The following is a 17980-nucleotide window of genomic DNA, read 5'->3' on the forward strand; positions in this document are numbered from 1 at the left end:
TAAGTTCTTGGTAGGGGCATATTGCATAAGCCCTATTAAAGCCTACTTTTTGTGGGCTTTAGGTTTATCAAACTTTATGTACAAAAATATAAGCAGCAAAACAAAAATATAAGCCACGATATTAAAAAGTGAATGGTGGTCCATGAATTTATTTATGGGCCAGTGGTGTTCTAATGCAACCATCAAAAGTGTCATGCGAAAACAATTGATGAGCCAAATGGTTACCCAGCCAGCTACCAACCAGATTGTTTTTTTTTGCCAATGCCCTTTATTGGCAATGACAAAAGCAGTCCAAAAACTCATCACACCATAGCCTATACAGCGGTACACCATCCGCAGCCCAATATGGCTAGTATCGCTCCTCAGGATAAATACTTTTTCCACATGGGTTTTTATCCCTATAAAACCACAAAAAAACTGGCTTGTATGCAGGATAGAAGAACGCAGCCAATCGATATAATTCAAATCATCCCGCAGAAAAAGATACAAAGGGTTGCTTCCCCTTGCGGTAATACTAATAAAAAACAGGTTGAAGTAATAAAACAACACAAACAAGCATAAAAACCATCCAATAAATTGGATGCCTTCATTTTTAAACAAGGATGATGTTTTTGCCTTCAATTTGTGTTGATTAGTGAAAAAACAAAATATGTAAAAAAGTTGCCAACCTTCCCTAGGCTGGCAACTTTTTTATAAATGAAGCGGGCGGGAGCATTTGCTTGCACCAACCCTAAACCCTATACCCTATACCTTAAGCCTTACTTACGACTTATGACTTACCACTTACGACTAATCTTTTATCTCCCCCACCATTTCCACAGGAACAACCCATTGGTCAAATTCTTCAGGGGTTACATAGCCTAGGGCTACTGCTGTTTCTTTTAGCGTGCTATGGTTTTTATGTGCTGTCTGGGCTATTTCTGCTGCTTTGTAATAGCCTATTTTTGTATTTAGGGCGGTTACCAGCATCAAGCTATTGTCCACATGCTTTTTAATATTGGCTTCCAGTGGGGCTATTCCGATGGCGCATTTATCATTAAAGCTTACGCAGCCATCCCCAATCAGCCTGGCACTGTGCAGGAAATTGTAAATCATCATTGGCTTAAACACATTTAGTTCAAAATGCCCCATGCTGCCACCTATGTTTATGGCCACATCATTGCCCATTACCTGTGCAGCTATCATGGTCAATGCCTCGCACTGCGTAGGGTTTACTTTGCCCGGCATGATGGAGGACCCTGGTTCGTTGTCTGGTATATACAATTCGCCTATGCCGCTCCTGGGGCCGCTGCTTAGCATACGCACATCGTTGGCTATTTTCATCAGGCTCACGGCTACTGTTTTCAATGCGCCATGTGCTTCCACAATGGCATCGTGTGCAGCCAATGCTTCGAATTTATTTTCAGCAGTTATAAATGGAAGCCCTGTAAGGGCAGCGATATATTTTGCCACATTTTCTGAATAGCCTTTCGGCGTGTTGATGCCTGTGCCTACTGCCGTGCCGCCCAAAGCCAGTTCGCTAAGGTGTGCCAATGTATTTTTAATGGCTCGCAGCCCATGGTTCAATTGGCTAACATATCCGCTAAACTCCTGGCCGACTGTCAATGGCGTTGCATCCATAAAATGGGTACGGCCTATTTTCACCACATGCATGTACTCGGTGCTTTTTACTTGCAGTGTATCCCTCAGCTTTTCAATGCCTGGTATGGTTACTTCCAGCAATATTTTATAGGCAGCAATGTGCATGGCTGTTGGGAAGGTATCATTACTCGATTGCGATTTGTTTACATCGTCATTTGGGTGCACAAATTTTTCCTTGTCGGTCAATGCGCCGCCCTTTATCACATGGCTACGGTAAGCAACTACCTCGTTCACATTCATGTTGCTTTGGGTGCCGCTGCCTGTTTGCCAAACCACCAATGGAAAATATTCATCCAGTTTGCCTTCTAAAATTTCATCACAAACTTGCCCAATCAAATCAGACTTTTCTTGGCTCAGTACGCCCGCTTCCAAGTTGGTTAAGGCCGCCGCTTTTTTCAAATAAGCAAATGCCTTGATAATTTCTTTTGGCATTTTATTAATGTCCTGCGCAATCTTAAAATTGTCTATGCTGCGTTGTGTTTGTGCGCCCCACAATACATTGGCAGGCACTTTTACCTCGCCCATTGTGTCTTTCTCAATCCTAAATTCCATGATGGCTGTTTTTATTTTCTTGAGTATTTCTTTTTGCGGTGCAAAAGTAGCATACGAAATTTTGAATTTTGAATTTTAAATTTTTTATCAAGAGCAGTAATTTTGGGTTGTTATCATTTAAAAATCCTTTTATCGAAGGGGAAGTTTTCTATCGAAATTATCTTGATTCTTATAAAATCGGGATGATTGGGGTTAATTAATAAATTATAGTCGCCTTGGGTTACTGCAGAAGGAATTTGTAGCACGCAGTATTTGTTGTCACCAATAAATTGATCGCCAATTGCCTGTGTAGCTGAAGGATGGGGAAATGCATTCCAATCGGTTGGCAAATCAGTAGGAATTAATTTTAATAGCGAAATATCATCCGGTACATAAATTGTTACCATCATGTAGTCGCTTGGAAGTGCCGCCAAACTAAAATGAACTGCAATCTCTGCCATGGCCAATGACCTATTGATGGCAGTATAAATAATTTCTACCCCAATAGAATTCCACCTCGCCCCTTTTATGGCAGCCCCTTTGCCCGACAAAGTTGAGGCATATATTTTCTTTGATAACCTATAAGCCTCCATTAAACTAAAATGCCGTAGTTAATTCTTGTTAATTCGCTAATTACCAATTCCTTTCCATAAGAATCTCTTAAAAGGTCCAATGGCTTTAAATTACCTAAAGCAAAACTTGGTGTTTCTATCCATAGTTTAAATTTTTCCATGTCCCCAAACACTTCAAGGCCAACATTGGTAACTTCTGCCATTTCAATTATTTTTTCGGACTGGATGGATTTAAAACTTCTCGAAGTTTGCTTATACCGGTGAAGCGACTTGGTAGAAATATCCAAAAAGTCAGCCCAATTATCATCTGTAAAAGGCGTAAAATCCTGAATTAGGTTAAACAAGGAATAAGGAACACCCAACCTAATTACCGAAATCATAAGCATTTTATTAGACAGAAAATCCGCATAAGTGATATCCTTTGTCTGGGATATAAACTTTTTATTAAAGCTTGAGCCTTTAACTATATTAGCTATTTCTTTGTCAAGCTTAGTTGTAATACTGGTTGTTACTGTTGCCATATACCTCTTTTTAGACACTTGTCCACAAATTTAAGACAAATTTCCATAACAACCTTGTTTTCTTAGCATAGCCACATGCGAATTATGGAAATCCTTCAAGCCCTCCCATGTTGGGTCAAGTAAAAACAATTCCTTTGCAACAAACAAAAAGGATACCTATGTCGCAGTTATTTACGCCACTACACATAAAAGGTATTGTTTTGAAAAACAGGATAGCTATTTCGCCCATGTGCCAATATTCATCCGTGGATGGCTTTGCAAGCGATTGGCACCTAGTGCATATTGGCAGCAGGGCTGTGGGTGGTGCTGGTTTAATTATCATGGAAGCGTCGGCGGTGGTTCCCGAAGGGAGGATTACCCCGTCTGACCTTGGCATCTGGAAAGACGGGCATATTGAAAACCTGCTGCGTATTACACAATTTGTAAAAGCACAAGGATCCGTACCAGCAATACAACTAGCCCATGCTGGGCGGAAAGCCAGCGTAAGTAGCCCATGGGCAGGTAATGTATTGTTATCTGAAAACGAAGGCGGCTGGCAGCCCGTGGCTCCCAGTGCGTTAGCATTTAACGGCCATTATGCCCCGCCAAAGGCATTAACCATAGCCGAAATAAAGGGTTTGGTAACCAAATTTAAAGAGGCCGCCAGCAGGGCATTGGCAGCAGGGTTTGAAATTGTGGAAATACATGCAGCGCATGGCTACCTGATACATGAATTTTTATCGCCCCTAAGTAATACCCGCACCGACGAATATGGCGGCAGTTTTGAGAACAGGGTACGGTTTTTATTGGAAATAACCGATGCCATTAAAGCTGTATGGCCAGCAAGCCTGCCGTTGTTTGTGCGCATCTCCGCCACAGACTGGGTTGAAGGCGGCTGGTCGATAGAAGATTCTGTAAGTGTTTCTGCTTTGCTAAAAGAGAAAGGCATTGATTTGATAGACTGTTCGTCCGGGGGCAATATTTCCCATGCCAAAATACCGGTGGGACCATTATATCAAGTTCCCTTTGCAGCGCAAATAAAACAAGAGGCAGGTATACTAACCGGGGCGGTAGGGCTGATTACAGATGCCCCACAGGCAGAAGCCATAATTGCAACAGGTCAGGCAGATTTGGTTTTGATGGCCAGGGAATTGCTGCGCAACCCTTATTTTCCATTCGAAGCCGCCCAAGAACTGGGTTATGAAGAAATGGCTTGGCCAGTGCAATATGAAAGGGCGAAGAAATAAGGAAAGGGGCAATAGGCAAAGGGGCAAAGAGAGAAAAACTCCACAAATATTGCCACAAATAGCCATATTTTCGCAGGCTTAATATACTTATACAAATCAATTATTTAATGGATTATCGGCAATTCAAGCACATTTCTTTCGACCTATGGTTAACGTTAATACAGTCAAACCCCTATCACAAGCAGAAAAGGAACGAGTTGCTGATTGATTTTTTTAACATTGATGCCGAGCTTTCTGTTGTAAGTGCTACCTATAGCAAATTTGACAAGTTGTTTAATAAGGTTAATGAGATTACAGGCAGGAACTTAGATGCTTATGAATTATGGCTTATTTTCTTGAACGACCTTCAGGTTGACATCAAAAAAATAAGCAAGGCACAAATTGACGCATTTGTTGCTGCAACAGAAAAACTGTTTTTTGAATACCCTCCCGTTTTAATTGAGCCTAGCACCCCCCATATTTTCAAGCGTTTGGTAGCCGAGGGTCATACCCTTAGCCTTTTGTGCAATACGGCGTTTACTACCAGTGTTTTCCTGCGCAAGTTATTGGACCAGTTACATATTAGCCCTTATTTTAGTTTCCAATTGTACTCTGATGAAATGCAATATTCCAAGCCTAGCCCGCAAGTGTATGAGCGTATGTTCCAAGAAGTTTCAAAAATAAAAACAATTACAAAAAAGGATATTTTGCATATTGGCGACAATGAATTTGCCGACCTGATGGGGGCAACTAATTTTGGCATTGCTGGCAAATTATTGCAGCCAGGCCAAGGGATAGGGCATTTGTTTTAGCCACAAAGTGTTTAGCCACGAAGGCACAAAAACACGAAGAAGCACAAGGAAAAAGGAGTACAAATCTCTTTTAGATTGAGAAACTAAAGATTCTATTTATTAAATTTTGTATTATATATAGAACAATCCCATACAAATCCTCCTCCATCACCTATTACCAATATGGCAATGGGGCAGCAGTAGTGTTTTGTTTCCATGGTTATGGGCTAGATGGCAGCAGCTTTGCTTTTTTAGAGCCCGTGTTAGGACATGAGTACACATTGATTTGCATAGATCTGCCTTTTCACGGCAGCACTATTTGGCAGGAAGGGTTGTTAATGGCAACGGAGGATTTATTGGATATCATGCAACAGGTGCATCCTTGCCAAGGCAAAGCATTTAGCTTGCTGGGGTATAGCATGGGTGGCAGGGTAGCTTTGCATGTATTGCAGGCTGTGCCTGCCCAAATAAAGAAAGTAGTTTTGATAGCACCAGATGGCCTCCGCCACAATTTTTGGCAACAGTTGGCTACGCAATATGCTGCTGGTAGGAGATTGTTTCACTACACAATGCTGCACCCAAATTGGCTGTTTGGGCTTATTAATTTTGCTGCTCGCATCAAGTTGCTCAATAAAAGCATCGCAAAATTTGCACAGAATCACATAAATAATCCAGAAGAACGGAAGGCTTTGTATAAGCGGTGGTTGACAATGCGGGATTTCTCCACAAATACCCATTTGCTAAAGCAACTAATTGAGCGATATAAAATACCTGTAAACATGCTTTTTGGGCAATTTGACAGGGTAATCCCTTCCAAAGCTGGCTTGGCGTTTAAAGGAACTAGCAATCTGACTACCATAAAAGAAATACCCGCCGGGCATCAATTATTAAAAGAGCAATATGCTGCTGATATTGCTGGTTTATTTTCCTAGCGTTTGGCGAGAACGCTACTGACAGGAAAAATCATAAAAAGGCGCAAGCATTCTATTAATGCTTGCGCCCATATTTTAAAAATAATATCGTGTTTAATAGATAGTGCCTGTTGCTGCCTCTTCAGTAGCATAAGCAGGTGTTCCTGTTGTTAAAGTGTCGTTAGTGATAAATTGGATTAAATCGGCATTCAATTTATCCTTTTCTGTATAGAATAGGCCATGTGGGGCAGCATCATACACCAAATATTCATTTTCAGGTATCAATTCCGAAGCCTTGTCTGCACTTACTTCAATAGGTACTGTTTTGTCGCTATTGCCATGTATAATTAGCGTAGGTACATTAATTAGTGGCGTGTCGTCACGGAAATCAGTATAGGCAAATGCTTCCAGGCATTCTCTTGTAGCCCTTGGCGAAGCTACTGCACAAAGCATACGGTAATAGTCCAGTAACGGCGCACTTACAGGATGGTTGAGCATATTAATGCCAAAAAATTGGTTGCCAAATGTATCCAGAAAGCCTACACGGTCGGCATTGATATTGTCCATCATTTCCTGAAACATTTCGGTAGGAACGCCCTCTTCGTTATTGTCTGTTTTAGGCATATAAGGTAGTATGCTAGAAATCAATACTACTTTTGAAATGCGTTCGCCGCCATAATTTTTAAAATAGCGGGCTACTTCGCCGCCCCCCATTGAAAAACCCACAAGGGTTACATCCTGAAGGTCTAGCTGTTCCAATACAGCTTTTAAGTCTGCCGTAAGGGTATTGTAATCATAGCCATTCCATGGTTTGTCTGATTGGCCAAAGCCACGCCTGTCGTAAGTTATTACACGGAAACCAGCATCCACCAAAGGTTCTTCTTGGTATTCCCACATTTCTTTGCTCAATGGCCAGCCATGTATCAGCACAATTGGCTTTCCTGATCCATTATCGCAATATGCCAGTTTTATTTTTTCGGCATCACTGCTGTTTTGCACTTCTATGTATTTCATGTTTTTAAATTTTAGAAATAATAGCCATAATAACTATGCCATTATCTTTTGGCTAGGCACTGGTTTTTAATGGGCAAACAATGCCACAATTTTAGTGGAAGGTTATCGGCATTTTAAACGAAAAGAAAGGCTTTTGTAATTTATAATATAATTAACTGACCTTGTACATTTGCTAAAAAATCACCACATAGGCATAATAGGCATATAGATTTGAAAAGAATAAAGGACATTTAGGCAGGATAGGCCAATATACGCTTCATTAGCAACTGTGCTTTGTGAAACAGAAAGGAAAAAAGCAAAAATTTCCTTCGACAAGCCATGTTTTTCCCTTTAATTCCTATAGCCAATTCCTAGTGTAATAATTTTTTTGAAATAATTTAATTTATTCGAAAAATTTTATTACAATATTGTAATAAAATTTTTGTCATAATTTTATTTATTGCAAAAAAAATATTGCAAAAAAAATTGACCGGCAATTCATGAAGGCTAGAAGCATCACTCAAAAAAGAGAGAAGCGCAATATTTGTTTTCTTTGTATTGCGATTCCTTTGAAACATTGCTCTTTTTGCTACCTTTTTTAGTTCAGCTTGGTGTAGAGTTCCAAAAAAAGTGATGCTCGGTGTAGTCTCCCGACTACGTCGCAACGTTTGCAAATCTCCTGATTTGCGTTTTGCATATCCGCATAATTAGCGAAATACTTATCTTTATCCTATGCCACAAGGTTATCAGATATACAACCAGCAAGCTGCCTACTTTCTTACTTTTCAGGTAGTAGAATGGGTAGATGTGTTCACCCGTCCTGCTTATAAAAACATTGTTACAGATTGTTTTAACTTTTGTAGGAAAAATAAGGGGTTGCAATTGTTTGGTTATGTTATCATGACCAATCATGTACACTTGATAGCACGGGCTAAAGAAAGCTGTCAGCTTTCGGATATAGTACGCGATTTTAAAAAGTTTACTGCTAATCAAATTTTGCCGTTTTTAGCAGGTACACAAGAAAGCAGAAGAGATTGGATGTTAAAACGTTTTGGATTTGGAGCGGCTGCCCATCAAAGAAATAGCCATTACCAATTTTGGACACATGAAAACCATGCAATAGAACTAATTAGTGCCTATTTTGCACAACAAAAATTAGCATACATCCATAACAACCCTGTAAGGGCTGCAATTGTTGATAAGCCAGAAGATTATTTGTATACTAGTGCAATGAATTATGCTGGCAGGAAAGGCTTAATTGAAATTGATTTGTTATAGTAAAGCAAATCAGGAGATTTGCGTACACTCCGACGTAGTCAGGAGACTACGCCGAGCGGGGAGATATTGCTACCAAAGAATGGAAGCAAAATGGATTAGGTGCTGTTTTGCTAATTGGTTCACCTTTACTTATTATGGAATACCCAAGTTTGTTTTGGTCGCAAAATTTGCTAGGTACTAAAGCCGCATTAATGGCGACTGATGCCTCATTACAATTATTTGAAAAACATAGTATAAATCCTATTCAAGTCATAGGCAGTACTTTTGGGCCACTTACATATAGTTTATCTGGTGCTACAACTTTCAATTATAATACCTTTAGTGTGGGTATTGACCAAAATGCGTCTGTATCGACTGTTGCAGTTTCAACAATAGCTAATATGGTGTGAGGAAGCGCAACGAATGCTTTTGAAAAAGATGGCTTCATAGGAGCTGCTGGAGCTATTTCATCAATACCAAGTTTTTGGGGTGATGCAACAAATGCAATAATTCAAGGAAATTTCAATGAATTTATGAACCCTCCTTCAAAGTAAATAATCAAAAGCAAATGGAAGAAAGAAAATATAATTCTATGCGTTATCAAATCATATTGTTAGCAGTAGTGATAGTGATTATCTTATTATTTAATATACGGGCAAATAAATTTTCCATTCAATTACGAAATAACCATATCATTCTATGTGGTAAAATTTTAGAAATGCGTGCAGGTAAAGGGATTAATGCTATATACTCCTTTTATTATCAAGGGAAAAAATATGAATTTAATGAGAGTTCTCCTGAAACAACGTATAACAACTATAAAAAAGGAAATAATACTTTGTTGATAGTGGTGGAAAAAGAAAATCCCAATAACCATAAAATATTAAGTGACGATGATGATTATTTGCGCTATTTCGTCAAACCACAAGATACTGTTAACATAAGATGCGAGTAATATCCTTGCTAGTGTACGGCAAAACTTAGTGCTTTTTCTGAATGACAAAGCATCTGCATCCTCAACATTGGTAAATTTAGTGGGCGGAGCCGTAGCGGAGCCGTTTATTAACGATGGGTTTCATGGAGCTGGGGGTGTGATATCAGCCATACCAAGTTTATATGGTGATGCGGCGGCTGGTACTAATTTTGAAAAAAAATAAAAAGATAAATAAAGATAAGTTTTTGTCTTATGCTAAGCACATTTTTGAATCTCCTTATGTTTATGTCTTTGCTTTTATTTTATATCCACTGGCGCGAGTGTTCTGCGTAGCAGGCCACTCGTGCCTTTTAAATAAGCCAGTTTGTAACTGGCATTCGCATAGATAAAATAACTATTTTAGCCAAAACTAAAGTATATGTCAAGCAAATACAAGGCTGGGGAAGCTGCGATGGCACATTTTGTAACCTGCACTGTTGTAGGTTGGGTAGATGTGTTCAGCAGGGAATTATACAAGGAAATCGTTGTCAAAAGCTTGGCATATGGCCAAATGGCAAAAGGGCTGCGCTTGCACGCTTATGTAATCATGACAAACCATTTGCACATGATTGTTTCCAGCAATACGCACCCAATAAGCGATGTGATGCGTGATTTTAAGAAATAAACTTCCAAGCAAATTATAGCAGCCATTGAAATTAACGAAAAAGAAAGCCGTAAAGAATGGATGCTCAATTTGTTTAGGTTTGCTGGCAGTACTAATAGTGCAAACAAGGAATACCAATTCTGGCAACAAGGGTTCCATCCAATTCAACTAGATAATGTTGAAAAGCAGCAGCAGCGGTTGCGTTATTTGCATGAAAACCCAGTGAGGGCAGGCATTGTTTGGCTACCGCATGAGTATAAATATAGTAGTGCCTATCAATATTATAATGGCAAAGCAGAAGGGATATTGCCGATTGTGCATTTGTAGTTTTTTGCTGTGTCGCCAGTTAAAAACTGGCTTATTTGGTAGGCACAAGTGGCCAGCCAAAGCTGAACACTTGAGCCCGTTTGTAACTAGAAATAATTTGCAAAAACGATGTGAAAAACCTCGCCAATGGCCTTTTTTATAAGGCAAAATAACATTGGTAAAATTAAGCAACAATTTTAGTGATAAAACCCATTTACCTACTAACAAGCCTATCCACAATATCCTTCATTATCAACAAAGTACCGCCATTTGTATACTGTCAATTACCAAAAAACAAATTTCCTATATGGGGGCATTATTCCCCCATGAATAGGGAAAAATGCCCCCATATAGGATTGCCGATTTAAAAATGTTGCAGCCGCATTTTAGTTTTGGGTCATTATTTAACCATTTAAAACAAACCTATCATGGCGTATTCATTGGACAAGATTACCACAAAGGCAGATTGCGATGTAGTGATTGCTGCAGTGCAAAAAGAAAAAGACAACCTGACATTTACCCAAACGTCGCTAACGCACCAAAAAGACAACAATTCGGGTAATGCCACAGATGTGGACACGGAACTAACAGCAGTAAGCACAGAGCTCACGGGTCTAACTACCATTGTTGGCACATTGGGGGCTGGCAAAGTAAAAGACGGCTACCTAAAAAAGCAAGCCGCTTTAACGCTCCGCCAGCTAATCCTCAACGGCAAAAAGGCAAGCTATGGCTCTTCTGCCTTGGTGCAAACCGAGTTTCAATTGGCACAAGTGGCCTTGCAGATTACAGAGGCTGCTAGCTTAATTACTTCCTTGCAAACAAAGAAAGCGGCATTAACTTCTTAATGCTTGCAGGCAGTACATTAAAAAAGGCTGTTACCCAATGGGTGGCAGCCTTTTTTGTTTTATAAAATGAAGCATATCCTAGCCTATCTGCCTAAGTGGCCTTTTATTCTTTTCGAATCTATGTGCCTATTGTGCATATGTGGTGATTTTTTTGGCAAATGTGGAAAAGCCTGCGTAAGGTGAGTTATAACAAAAAAGAAATGTTTTTTGCTTATTAAACTGCATATTTGCACCGTATTTGGTTTTTTGCATGGAGGCTTTTATTAGCAGCCACGCAAAAATTAAAAGGGAAACCGGTGTAAGTCCGGTACTATCCCCGTAGCTGTAAGGCGGCTTCTTTTTTTCCCCACAAGGGAAATAGAAAGAAGTAATTACGTAATCCACTGCCCCGTGAAACGGGTGGGAAGGGCGTAACGAACGCTAAAGTCAGAAGACCTGCCTTTTACGAACATCATTCACGGCTTTCGGGTGAAAAGCATGGAATGTAAAAGGCTGGCTGCAGCAGCCGATTATGTTTCTCCGTTTTCGGATTGTGATTATATAATTTGCATGATTGAAAAATTATAGGGGCATCATGCTTCTATCAATTATCAATTATTCACTTTTAATTATTCATTATTCCTTCCTGAAAGCTCATTGTTTAACTTTTTTAAAAACAAAAAGACAATGGGCAAAAAAATCACGCTCCTTTCTACCGCCTTGCTTACAGCAACGGCATTGCTTGCACAGCAAGACACAGTAACAAACAACCTAGACGAGGTAGTAGTAACAGCCAACAAGCTGTACCAGAAACAAAGCACTACCGGCAAGGTAATAACCGTAATTAGCAAAGAACAACTAGAAAAAAGCACAGGAAAAACAGTAGCACAGGTGCTGAACGAGCAGGCGGGCATTGTAGTTAATGGCGCACTGAACACCGCGGGCAGTGTGCAAACTGTTTATATGCGCGGGGCAAATTCGGGCAGGGTACTGCTATTGCTAGACGGCATACCCATTGGCGACCCATCTGAAATTAACAATAATTTTGACCTGAACCTGTTTTCAATCAATGATGTAGAAAGGATAGAAGTGTGCAAAGGTGCACAGAGTACCCTGTATGGCAGCGATGCGGTGGCAGGGGTAATTAACATCATTAGCTTAAAAAGCGGCATCACAAAACCTATAAACGTAAAAGCAACGGTAGCCGGAGGAAAGTTTAATACCTACAAAGGCAATGTGCAGGTTTACGGCAAGGCAGATAAGCTTACCTATACAGCCCGCTATTCCAAAATAAAAACCGATGGTTTTTCTACTGCTTACGACTCCTCGGGGAAAAAAGAGTTTGACAAAGACGGATACGATGGCAACATGGCCAACGCCTCTGTGCAATACCAAGCCACTAGCCAATTGTTGGTAAAAGCATTCACCATGTACAGCCAGTACCGGGCAGATTTGGACGCTGCCGCTTTTGGGGACAAAAAAAATGAATTTACTAAGAGCAAAAATCTTACTAGCGGGGCTGGATTCAGTTATAAAAATGATGCTGTAACGTTGGTAGGCAATTATCAATACACGAAAACGCACAGGCTGTACGACGATAATTATTCAGCAGGCAGCCATTTTTTTTCTTACAACGATTACAAAGGCATTAGCCAGTTTGCCGAGCTTTACACTACAGTAAAACTGGGCAGTGGCTTTAGCCTGCTTAGCGGTGCCGATTATAGGTATGGCTCTTATAATAACTACATTAATTTAGTGAGTAGTTTTGGCCCTTACACAAGCACTAGCCCCGATACTTCTGTAAGCCAAACATCTATGTATGCTTCATTAAGTTTTATAGACAAAAAAAATAAGTTTATACTGGAAGTAGGGGGCAGGCTAAACACGCATAGCCGCTACAACACCAATTATACCTATACATTTAACCCTGCTTTTAATATCAACAAGCAATGGCGTGTTTTTGCCAGCATTGCCAGCGGCTTTAAAGCACCAAGCCTATACCAGCTAAGCCTGAATGGATTGTTGCTGCCAGAAAAATCAGTTAATTATGAGGGTGGTGTTCAATTTCAAAACAAAATATTCAATACAAGAGCTGTTTATTTTATTCGGCATATAAATAATGGCATAGATTATAACACTGACATTAACTATGTAAACAGCAATTTCTTTAATTATGTAAGCCAAAAAGTAAATGGGCTGGAGTATGAAATAAATATAAAGCCAACGGATAAAATAAGTATTAATGCCAATTATACCTTGCTTTTACCAACGGAGGTAACCCAAAATAGGGCAACCTTCAAAGACACGGTTAGTTATAATTATTTGTTGAGGCGGCCAAAGAATACCATCAATGTAACCATTGGTGTGCAGCCATTGAAACAATTGTACCTAAGCCTAAGTGGCAAATATGTAAGCAGCCGCTACGATGCGGGTGGCTATGGCATAGCCGATGTAAAACTGGATAGCTACTTTATTTTGGGTGCTAATGCTAGCTATGAAATAAATAAATACGTCAAGTTTTTTGCCGATGCACAGAACCTTACAAACAAAAAATTCTTTGATGCAAGCGGGTATAATTCCATCCCATTTGTTGTGAATGGTGGGTTTACTTTAAACTTATAGTTCTATGAAAAGCAGGAAATAGTTTCCTATTCTTTAATCCATACAGGCGTTAAAAACCTGTATGGATTTTTTATTTTACTTGCAATAAACCCGATATGCCTTGCTCGATAAAGCATAGAGAAAGTAGCCTTGTCTTACACAAATATGCACCCCAATAATCTAATACCCCCTTACGTGCTTGCCGTCCATGTAATTCAAAAACGCTTTGTTGCACACTTTGTTGCCGCCGGGGGTGGGGTAATTGCCTGTAAAATACCAGTCGCCGGTATTGGTAGGGCAGCTATCGTGCAGGTCCTCGATGGTTTGGTAAATCACTTCTACTGGGAAAGTTATGCCTTCGGGGGTAATTAACTGGGCTATTTTGTCGGATATTTCCTCGGTGGTAAAAGGCTTGTAAACATGCCTTACCACATTTTCCGTGTGCAATTCGCCCATGCTTTCCAGTGCTTTTATTTTTTCGTGTATTTCTGTCAGTACATATTCCATGTTCCGCTCCGTTAGCAATGCTATGGCGGCACGGAAAGCCACAAAGTCCACCATTTTGCTCATATCTATCCCATAACAATCGGGGTAACGGATTTGTGGGGCAGAGGAAACAATGATGATTTTCTTAGGCTTCAACCTAGCCAGCATCCGCACGATGCTTTCTTTCAGGGTAGTGCCACGCACAATGCTGTCGTCTATAACTATTAAAGTGTCCTCATAATTGCGGACTGTGCCGTAGGTTACATCATATACATGCTGCACCATTTCGTTCCGGCTATCGTCCTGTGTAATAAAAGTGCGTATTTTTACATCTTTGATGGCAATTTTCTCTTGGCGGATTTTGCGGGTAATCATTTCCTGTAGCTTTTCCTCGGTTATGTCGTTGCCCCAGCTCAAAATCCGTTTTACTTTTATCTGGTTCAGGTAGTCTTCCATGCCTTTTACCAAGCCGTAAAAAGCAACTTCTGCAGTGTTGGGTATATAGGAAAAAATGGCATTTTTCAGGTCATAATCAATACTTTCCAATACTCGCTTGCTCAGGTGATGACCCAAGGCTATCCGTTCCCTGTATATTTTTTCGTCGCTGCCACGGCTAAAATAAATGCGTTCAAAGCTGCAAGCCCTGCGTTCCAGTGCAGGAATAATTTGCTGGATGCTGTAGTTGCCCTCATTGTCCACCAGCAAGGCATTGCCCGGCATCAATTCACCCACTTCGTTTTCGCCCACATTAAACGTAGTGCGGATAGATGCCCTTTCGCTTGCGGCAACTATTACCTCATCGTTTATATAGTAATACGCAGGGCGTATGCCATGTGCATCCCGCATTACAAAGCTATGCCCATTGCCCACCAGCCCACCAATGGTGTAGCCGCCGTCAAACAATGGGGTAGCTTGTTTTAAAACGGTGGCAATGTTGGCGTTGTTGGGGTCTTGTTCATCCCCTTTTACTAAAAAATGATGGATTACTTCCATCATCGCTGCCAAGTCGCTCTGCTTTTGAAATTCACCGGGTACCATGCCAAGGCCGCTATAAAGCTCATCTGTATTTACTAGGTTGAAGTTGCCAGCAAGTGCTAAGTTCCTGCCGGGTTGGGTATCCCTTTTGATGAATGGGTGGCAAAATTCTGCATTGTTCTTGCCTTGTGTGCCATAGCGCAAGTGGCCAAGCAATAACTCCCCAAGGAAGGAAACATGGCCTTTCATCAGGCCGGGGTGTTTGGGAATATCGTTCTGGTACTTTATCAGCTCCTGCACTTCTGCGTTTACCTTGCTAAAAATATCTACTATAGGCTGCTGCGCACTGCTGCGCATCCTAGACAAGTAAGGGTATCCAGGTTCCACGTTCAGTTTCACGGCTGCTATACCTGCTCCATCTTGCCCACGGTTGTGCTGCTTTTCCATCAGCAGGTACAGCTTGTTCAGCCCGTACATTACTGTTCCATATTTCTGCAAGTAATAGGAAAAAGGCTTGCGGAGGCGTATATAAGCAAGGCCACACTCGTGTTTTATTTCGTCACTCATTCTGCAAGGGAAGTAAATTTGAATGAAGGTGCAATGGTTGAGACAATGGCTAAGACTTCTATTCTTTTATAGCATCTTTGCCCGTTGTGCCCAATACATTTTACCAGTCATAATAATGCCGCAAAGATGCTGTAATTTTTGGAGGAAAGAAAATCGGTTCTGTAAAAGTACATTAATCCCATCGGGATTTTACGTTTATAGAAACCATATGCGGCTTTCCTTCGACCCCGAAGGTATCGAACGAACGGGTGGATGATATTTTCTATAAACGTTTGATGCCTATGGCATCGGCTGGTTAAAAAGTTCATTAATCCCAAAGGGATTTTACGTTTATAGAAATGCGAATGTGCCTATCCTTCGACCCCTTCGGGGTCGCACAAACATTGCGGGTTGACATTTACTATAAACGTTCGATGCCAAAGGCATCGCATTAGGCTAACCAATCAAACAAATACTTTTCATCAAATTCTATATTGAATTTTTGTAAAAACCCTATGTATTCATCCTTAAAAGTAATTTTTTTGTGGTGTTCCTTTTGAGCCATCACATATTTGGCAACTGCATCTATTTGTGAATGGGCATAAGAAAATGCGCCATAACCTTCTTGCCAATTGAACCTAAATCTGGACAATTTATTTTCATTAATAAAGTCATTGCTTGACTTTTTAATTTCCCGTACTAAATCGCTGATACAACTACTGGGTTTAATGCCAATAAAAATATGTATGTGGTTGGGCGTGCCATTAATCGCAATCATTTTTTGGCCTTTGTGCTGAACAATGCCAGTAATGTATTGATAAAGGCGTTCCTCCCAAGAAATGTCAATTAGCGCATCCCTGTTCTGGACTGCAAAAACTAATTGAATATAAATTTGGGAGAATGTATTTGGCATACTATGTATAGCATTTAACTATAAAATGGGTGCATAAAAGTCTCCCCATAAGCAACTTATGTTTAGCTAGAAATAACCAATTTGTATGTAAACTTAGTTGTTTTTCGTGTATTAATGGCAAATTGGCTATATAGAAGTTTTTCGCTAAAGCCATCAGCATTTACATAAATCTATGCTAATCCCATCGGGATTTTACGTTTATAGAAATCAAAAATACCCGCTACCCTTCGACCCCGAAGGGGTCGCATGTGCCTTGCGTATCATTTGTTTTCTATAAACGTTTGATGCCGATGGCATCAGCCTAATCAAACAGATATTTTCATTCTAACAGTTAGCATTGCACTAGTAAAGCGAAAATTTTTTATGCCCCCTATAAAATTAGCTTGTATCTTACTAATTCACTCCATCCACCACCGCTTCTTTATAAATCTTCTGCACCAACCCTTGCAATACTTTGCCGGGGCCAGCTTCCGTAAAATGTGTTGCGCTATTGGTAACCATGGCTTGCACGGTTTGTGTCCAGCGCACAGCACCCGTTAATTGCTCCACAAGGTTTTTCTTGATAGCTGCTGGGTCTGTTACCGCAGCGGCCACCACATTTTGATATACAGGGCAAGCAGGGGTATTGAATTGTGTTGCTTCTATTGCGGCAGCCAGTTCTTGCTTGGCAGAAGCCATCAACGGACTGTGGAAAGCACCGCCCACAGGCAATACCAAGGCACGTTTGGCACCTGCTGCTTTCATGCGCTCGCAGGCAATGGCAATGCCTGCCACAGAACCACTGATCACCAACTGCCCGGGGCAATTGTAGTTGGCTGCTACCACTATTTCGCCTGTTTCTGCCTGCACCTCCGCACAAATTGCTTCTACTTTTTCATCTGCCAAAGCTAGCACAGCTGCCATGGTGGATGGGGTAATTTCACAGGCTTTTTGCATGGCGTTTGCCCTGATGGCTACCAGCCTAAGCGCATCTTCAAAGCTAAGCGTGCCATTGGCCACCAATGCAGAAAACTCGCCAAGGGAATGCCCCGCTACCATGTCTGGTATTGCATCTTCTAGCGTTTTATAAGCTATAACCGAGTGGATAAACACGGCAGGCTGTGTAACATTGGTTTGTTTCAGCTCCTCGTCTGTGCCAGAAAACATGATGTCGCTGATGCGGAAGCCCAATATTTCATTAGCCAATTCAAACAAGTCTTTTGCCTTGGCATTGTTATCGTACAGGTTTTTGCCCATGCCACTAAACTGAGAGCCTTGGCCGGGGAAAACAAAAGCATGTTTGCTCATATCATTATTTTTAAGGCGGCAAAACTAAGGGCTAAAGCCCAAT

Annotated in this window: 19 protein-coding genes and 1 riboswitch; of the genes, 11 read left to right on the plus strand and 8 right to left on the minus strand. The window is 40.7% G+C overall.

The genetic code is table 11. The features are described from left to right. Positions 1–42: 42 nt before the first annotated feature. From ACHFIY_RS10215 to ACHFIY_RS10230, 4 genes are all read right to left on the minus strand, one after another. On the minus strand, positions 43–621 hold the full coding sequence (locus tag ACHFIY_RS10215; protein ID WP_410845988.1) for a hypothetical protein: 579 nt from the start codon (positions 619–621) through the stop codon (positions 43–45). A 168-nt stretch (positions 622–789) separates the two neighbouring features. Beyond that, positions 790–2193 carry a class II fumarate hydratase gene (gene fumC, locus ACHFIY_RS10220; RefSeq protein WP_410845989.1) on the minus strand — a complete coding sequence of 468 codons (1404 nt, stop codon included), beginning with the start codon at positions 2191–2193 and terminating at the stop codon, positions 790–792. Positions 2194–2306: 113 nt separating this feature from the next. Further along, a complete protein-coding gene (locus ACHFIY_RS10225; protein WP_410845990.1) occupies positions 2307–2765 on the minus strand; it encodes an RES family NAD+ phosphorylase in 459 nt (152 codons plus the stop codon). Continuing rightward, positions 2765–3265: an Xre family toxin-antitoxin system antitoxin gene (locus ACHFIY_RS10230; RefSeq protein ID WP_410845991.1), complete on the minus strand. Its 501-nt coding sequence runs from the start codon at positions 3263–3265 to the stop codon at positions 2765–2767. Before ACHFIY_RS10230 ends, ACHFIY_RS10225 begins: the two co-directional genes overlap by 1 nt. Before the next feature lie 158 nt (positions 3266–3423). Between ACHFIY_RS10230 and namA the strand changes: the two genes are divergently transcribed. The 3 genes from namA (at position 3424) to ACHFIY_RS10245 (ending at position 6193) form a co-directional block, all read left to right on the plus strand. Then, positions 3424–4491 carry an NADPH dehydrogenase NamA gene (namA, locus tag ACHFIY_RS10235; RefSeq protein ID WP_410845992.1) on the plus strand — a complete coding sequence of 356 codons (1068 nt, stop codon included), beginning with the start codon at positions 3424–3426 and terminating at the stop codon, positions 4489–4491. 107 nt (positions 4492–4598) lie between these two features. Next, the gene (locus tag ACHFIY_RS10240) at positions 4599–5282 is read left to right on the plus strand and encodes an HAD family hydrolase (RefSeq protein WP_410845993.1); all 684 of its coding nucleotides are present in this window, start codon (positions 4599–4601) and stop codon (positions 5280–5282) included. Positions 5283–5464: 182 nt separating this feature from the next. Beyond that, positions 5465–6193: an alpha/beta hydrolase gene (locus ACHFIY_RS10245; RefSeq protein ID WP_410845994.1), complete on the plus strand. Its 729-nt coding sequence runs from the start codon at positions 5465–5467 to the stop codon at positions 6191–6193. Positions 6194–6286: 93 nt separating this feature from the next. Here the strand turns inward: ACHFIY_RS10245 and ACHFIY_RS10250 are convergent, their stop codons facing one another. Further along, positions 6287–7186, minus strand: a complete 900-nt coding sequence (locus tag ACHFIY_RS10250; protein WP_410845995.1) for an alpha/beta fold hydrolase — start codon at positions 7184–7186, stop codon at positions 6287–6289. Between the two features lie 711 nt (positions 7187–7897). On the opposite strand from ACHFIY_RS10250, the gene ACHFIY_RS10255 reads away from it, so the two are divergent. The 8 genes from ACHFIY_RS10255 (at position 7898) to ACHFIY_RS10290 (ending at position 13751) form a co-directional block, all read left to right on the plus strand. Beyond that, positions 7898–8443, plus strand: coding sequence for an REP-associated tyrosine transposase (locus ACHFIY_RS10255; protein ID WP_410845996.1), 546 nt, complete (start codon positions 7898–7900; stop codon positions 8441–8443). A 134-nt stretch (positions 8444–8577) separates the two neighbouring features. After that, complete coding sequence (locus tag ACHFIY_RS10260; RefSeq protein ID WP_410845997.1) at positions 8578–8832, plus strand: hypothetical protein; 255 nt, start codon at positions 8578–8580, stop codon at positions 8830–8832. Between the two features lie 158 nt (positions 8833–8990). Beyond that, on the plus strand, positions 8991–9377 hold the full coding sequence (locus ACHFIY_RS10265; protein ID WP_410845998.1) for a hypothetical protein: 387 nt from the start codon (positions 8991–8993) through the stop codon (positions 9375–9377). A 28-nt stretch (positions 9378–9405) separates the two neighbouring features. Beyond that, the gene (locus tag ACHFIY_RS10270; protein ID WP_410845999.1) at positions 9406–9579 is read left to right on the plus strand and encodes a hypothetical protein; all 174 of its coding nucleotides are present in this window, start codon (positions 9406–9408) and stop codon (positions 9577–9579) included. 195 nt (positions 9580–9774) lie between these two features. Then, the gene (locus ACHFIY_RS10275; protein WP_410846000.1) at positions 9775–10020 is read left to right on the plus strand and encodes a transposase; all 246 of its coding nucleotides are present in this window, start codon (positions 9775–9777) and stop codon (positions 10018–10020) included. A 60-nt stretch (positions 10021–10080) separates the two neighbouring features. Continuing rightward, positions 10081–10326, plus strand: a complete 246-nt coding sequence (locus tag ACHFIY_RS10280) for a hypothetical protein (protein ID WP_410846001.1) — start codon at positions 10081–10083, stop codon at positions 10324–10326. Positions 10327–10733: 407 nt separating this feature from the next. Continuing rightward, positions 10734–11150 carry a hypothetical protein gene (locus ACHFIY_RS10285; RefSeq protein ID WP_410846002.1) on the plus strand — a complete coding sequence of 139 codons (417 nt, stop codon included), beginning with the start codon at positions 10734–10736 and terminating at the stop codon, positions 11148–11150. A gap of 222 nt (positions 11151–11372) precedes the next feature. Further along, positions 11373–11607: riboswitch (cobalamin riboswitch) on the plus strand. Between the two features lie 209 nt (positions 11608–11816). After that, positions 11817–13751, plus strand: a complete 1935-nt coding sequence (locus ACHFIY_RS10290; protein WP_410846003.1) for a TonB-dependent receptor plug domain-containing protein — start codon at positions 11817–11819, stop codon at positions 13749–13751. Positions 13752–13910: 159 nt separating this feature from the next. Here the strand turns inward: ACHFIY_RS10290 and ACHFIY_RS10295 are convergent, their stop codons facing one another. From ACHFIY_RS10295 to fabD, 3 genes are all read right to left on the minus strand, one after another. Next, positions 13911–15758, minus strand: coding sequence for an amidophosphoribosyltransferase (locus ACHFIY_RS10295; protein WP_410846004.1), 1848 nt, complete (start codon positions 15756–15758; stop codon positions 13911–13913). Between the two features lie 430 nt (positions 15759–16188). Continuing rightward, positions 16189–16650, minus strand: a complete 462-nt coding sequence (gene tnpA / locus ACHFIY_RS10300) for an IS200/IS605 family transposase (RefSeq protein ID WP_410846005.1) — start codon at positions 16648–16650, stop codon at positions 16189–16191. A 393-nt stretch (positions 16651–17043) separates the two neighbouring features. Next, positions 17044–17937, minus strand: a complete 894-nt coding sequence (fabD, locus tag ACHFIY_RS10305; protein WP_410846006.1) for an ACP S-malonyltransferase — start codon at positions 17935–17937, stop codon at positions 17044–17046. Positions 17938–17980: the final 43 nt, after the last annotated feature.

The sequence above is a fragment of the Parasediminibacterium schistidii genome, assembly GCF_046546515.1.
Classification (GTDB): Bacteria; Bacteroidota; Bacteroidia; order Chitinophagales; family Chitinophagaceae; genus Parasediminibacterium.